The sequence below is a fragment of the Streptomyces cahuitamycinicus genome (genome assembly GCF_002891435.1).
Lineage (GTDB): Bacteria > Actinomycetota > Actinomycetes > Streptomycetales > Streptomycetaceae > Streptomyces > Streptomyces cahuitamycinicus.
The window spans coordinates 1-3,686 of the sequence record NZ_POUC01000599.1; the positions used below are offsets into that span (position 1 = coordinate 1).

The following is a 3,686-nucleotide window of genomic DNA, read 5'->3' on the forward strand; positions in this document are numbered from 1 at the left end:
CGGTGATGATGTTCAGCCCGCGACCCCGTCGGTCACGGCGCACGGCGGCCGCGGGCTGAACATCATCACCGCGCTCGCCGACGACTGGGGTGTGCGCGACGACATACGCGGCGAGGTCACCGTGTGGGTCATCGTCCACGCGGACGTCCACGACCCGGACGCGGGCCACCGCCGCGACGACTTCGCGACACGTGTCGCCGCCCCCGCGGTCTCCCGGATACCCGGGCTGGATTTCGCGGACGCCTTCGACGCCTTCGACGACATGGACTGAGCGCCTGCGCCGCGCTGGAGAGCGCGTTGTCCACAGGACGCCGTGGCCCGCGGCGCGAACGGCTAGGCTCGCGACCGTACGAGACGAGCCGTAACCGGGAGACCCATCGATGGCCAAGAAGCGACCGCAGACGAAGGCCAAGCGCCCGCAGACCACGGGCGGGGCCCGCACCGCAGGTGCTGATGGAGACGTTCCGGTCGTGGGCGCCCGTGAGCCCTGCCCCTGCGGCAGCGGCCGCCGCTACAAGGCCTGTCACGGCCGGGCCGCCTCACACGCGGCGACCGAGCTGGTGCACCGCCCCTTCGAGGGCCTGCCCGGCGAATGCGACTGGGTGGCCCTGCGCGAACTGGTCCCGGCGGCCACGGTCGAGCTGACCCTCAAGGACGGCCTGCCCGAGGGCGTCCCCGCGGTCACGCTCGCCACGGTCCTGCCGATGGCCTGGCCCGCCCTGCGCCGCGACGACGGCTCGGTCCTGATCGGACTGCAGAACGACACCTCCTCCGGCGACATCAGCCGCGACCTCGCCGACACGCTCCAGCGCGCCCTGGAAGCCCAGCCCGGCACGCCCGTCCAGGGCCGCCGCGCTCCGGCCGACAGCCCGCGGCTGCAGGATCTTCTCGACCCCGAGAGCGCGTTCGAGCCAGCAGTGCACAGCGGCTTCGAGTTCTGGGTCCCGGATTCGGAGAACGCCACGCCCGACGTGACCGCCTCCCTGGAGCGGGCCAACGCCGCGGCCATCCCGACCGTCAAGCTCCAGGGTGTGGACGCCGCCTACTGGTGCGAGACGCCGGAGAAGAACCATCTGCGGTGGGTCATGCCGCACGCCGAGGAGCTGCTTCTGGACGCCCTCTCGCGACTGCACGCAGCGGGCCGCTCCAGCCTCGGCGAAGGGACCCGCCTCGTGGGCTCCTTCCGCGCTCACGGGCTCACGGTGCCGGTCTGGGACCTGCCGAGCGGGGTCACGGCCGAAGACGTGGAGAAGCCCGCGGCGGAGTTCGCCGAGCGCCTCGCCGCCGCCCTGGCGACGGAAGCACCGCTCACCGCGGAGGAGCGCCGCGCCCGCGGTGGCCTCACCAACCGGCAGGTCACGCTCAGCTGACACCGGCCCCCGGCGCCCGCCCGGCCGGTCCACCGGCCGGCCGGGCCGTCGCGTCCGGGAGGACACAACTCCCGGCGCGGACAAGCCAGTCGGTGACCGGAAAGGCGAGTTCGAATTTGCGAACCGCCGATCTCTTGTTACCGTTCCTGTAGCCCGGTTGCTGGTGCATCCCCCGTCGCCAGCAACCGGGTCTTTTTCGTCCCGGCTTCCGTTCACGGAACGCAGCCGATCCTCAACTAGCCGTTCTGGCGGGCTAGTTGCTCCCCGAGCGCAGCAGCAGGGGGCCCCGTCCGCCCCGCTCGGCGAACTCCGCGACTGCCGTGTACGCCCCCGGATTCCCGCGTGCGGGCTCCCGGGGCGTCTCACACGCCCCCGGCTCGTCCTCCGCCCTCACGGCGCACGTCATCCGCACGCTCCGGTCGTCAGGACCCATCAGGCTCAGCAGGGCGTCCAGCGCCTTGCCCGTCGCATTGCGGTAGTAGGTCCGCGCCCAGGTCTCGGCACCCTGCGTCACCACACAGGTCTGCGCCTCGATGCCGTCGGGCGAGGAGAGTCCGGGTCCGCAGCGCACGGCGGTCGACAGGCCCTGGCCGAGCACGGGGCGGCCGGGGGTGGGCGCTCCGGGCGCCTTGCCGTCGGCATGCGGAGAGGAGCGCAGGGCACCGGAACCGGACGCACGGACATCGGCATCCACCGATCCCACAGCGCCCTTGGGCCCCGTGGACCCCACAGGCCCCGCGGACGCCACGGCCAGGGGCAGTGCCGCCGCGCACGCCGCCACGACGCCCGCGAGGGCGAACAGTCTGGTCTTTCGGGGTTCCCGGGAACGGCCCCGGGCATGACGCCGCATGGTTCCGGAACTTAACGCGCCGGGGCGGGCGCCGGGCCCGGCGCGCCCGACGGCCCTAGAACTCGGGCGCGCTCACACCCGTACGAGTGAGGGCCTCGACCACGGCGTCCACCACGGCCTCGACATCGGGCAGCCACGGCGAGGCCGAACCCGGCAGCGGCGCGCGCTCCCAGCGGATCTCGCCCTGGCCCGTCTCGGACGGGGGCAGGGCCAGGTAGCCGCCCTCGCTGTGGAAGCGGAGGGAGCCGGGGACGAAGTCCTTGGCGTAGAGCAGTTCGCCGAGCTGCTCCATGGAGTACGGCTTGACGAGGATCGCCCAGCGGGCGGGGGAGGCGACGACCGGGCCGAGCCGCATGCCCATCTGGTCGAGCGCCTTGAGGGCGCGGGCGGCCGGCAGGGCGGGCAGCGAGACCGCGCAGGGGGCGTGGCCGCCGGTGGCCAGGACGATCGGCGCCGTCGGCCGGTTGCCCCACCACCAGCGCACCATGCGCTCGTCGGTCGTGGCCGCGAGGACGCCGGGGTCGAAGGGGTGGGCGCCGGGCACCGTGCAGTCGGGGTCGGGGCAGCTGCAGCGGGAGTGCCCCTGCGGGTCCGCCGCCACGCCCGGGAGTACGGGCCACTGCCATTCCGTCGCGTAGGTCAGGGCCGCGCCGATCAGCTCAGGCCTCCCGTCGCTGCGCTGGGACAGGAGCCTGCGACGCCTTCCGAGGATCTCGCGCATGAGCGCTCGTTCCTTTCCGTTGCACGCCTTGGCAACACTGTGGTCCACATCACATTATGTGTCGATCACTTCACTGTGCGTACCTATTGGCGCATCACACCCCTGCCTGGAGCAGGGGGAACCCCTATGGGTCGAGCTTGGGGCTGCCTCCGCGGCCGTCCCGCCCATACTGCGTCTGTCGAAAGCACGGGCGTGGCGTAGGGGTGGCGAAGTATGGCGTTTGCCGTCGCGCGTATTTCTCTCCGCCTCCGCCACGGGAGGATGGGGCACGGTCGTCGGTGGATAGGACGCCCGGATACCGTCACCAGGTTCCGGGTGGTTCCCAACCACCCCTGGCCTTCACCGAGTACGTACCCATCACGACCGTTGTGACGCTCCGTCGAGCAAGCCCAGTCGACCGCAATAAGCCGTCCCCTGAGGCAGTTTTAGGCCAACTTTGCATTTCCGCAAGAGGAAGGGGAGTTGTTCTCTCGGTCCTCATGGACACCAGTAATCCCAGCAGGACAATGCTGGACATCTCCTCACGAGTGCGTGTACATGTGGAGACACTGCTAGCGACGCAGAATGACATGGGGGTTTGCGATGCTTTTGAGCAGTACGTACCGGTTGGAAGGCCGGACGCCATGAACGCTCCGCACCCTCCGAAAGTGGCTGGAATCGATTCAACGGTTCCAGCGCCCGCACACACTGTCGCGCCCGTCGCGGCGGGGGCCCCCGCCGCGACGGGCGCGACAGTGTGTGCGGG

At 71.4% G+C, this 3,686-nt stretch carries 4 protein-coding genes and 1 pseudogene; 3 read left to right on the forward strand and 2 right to left on the reverse strand.

The window, feature by feature from the left end:
• Positions 1-271 (forward strand): ATP-binding protein (locus C1J00_RS40020; RefSeq protein ID WP_146046360.1); only part of this gene is annotated, 271 nt, incomplete at its 5' end.
• 109 nt (positions 272-380) lie between these two features.
• The gene (locus C1J00_RS40025; protein ID WP_102913766.1) at positions 381-1,370 is read left to right on the forward strand and encodes a DUF5926 family protein; all 990 of its coding nucleotides are present in this window, start codon (positions 381-383) and stop codon (positions 1,368-1,370) included.
• 253 nt (positions 1,371-1,623) lie between these two features.
• Here the strand turns inward: C1J00_RS40025 and C1J00_RS40030 are convergent, their stop codons facing one another.
• Both C1J00_RS40030 and C1J00_RS40035 read right to left on the reverse strand, forming a co-directional pair.
• Complete coding sequence (locus C1J00_RS40030) at positions 1,624-2,220, reverse strand: hypothetical protein (RefSeq protein WP_102913767.1); 597 nt, start codon at positions 2,218-2,220, stop codon at positions 1,624-1,626.
• A 55-nt stretch (positions 2,221-2,275) separates the two neighbouring features.
• A complete protein-coding gene (locus C1J00_RS40035; RefSeq protein WP_102913768.1) occupies positions 2,276-2,941 on the reverse strand; it encodes a bifunctional DNA primase/polymerase in 666 nt (221 codons plus the stop codon).
• A gap of 506 nt (positions 2,942-3,447) precedes the next feature.
• Here C1J00_RS40035 and C1J00_RS47435 point away from each other — a divergent pair.
• Positions 3,448-3,686 (forward strand): annotated as a pseudogene (locus tag C1J00_RS47435) (phosphatase); the annotation flags it as partial.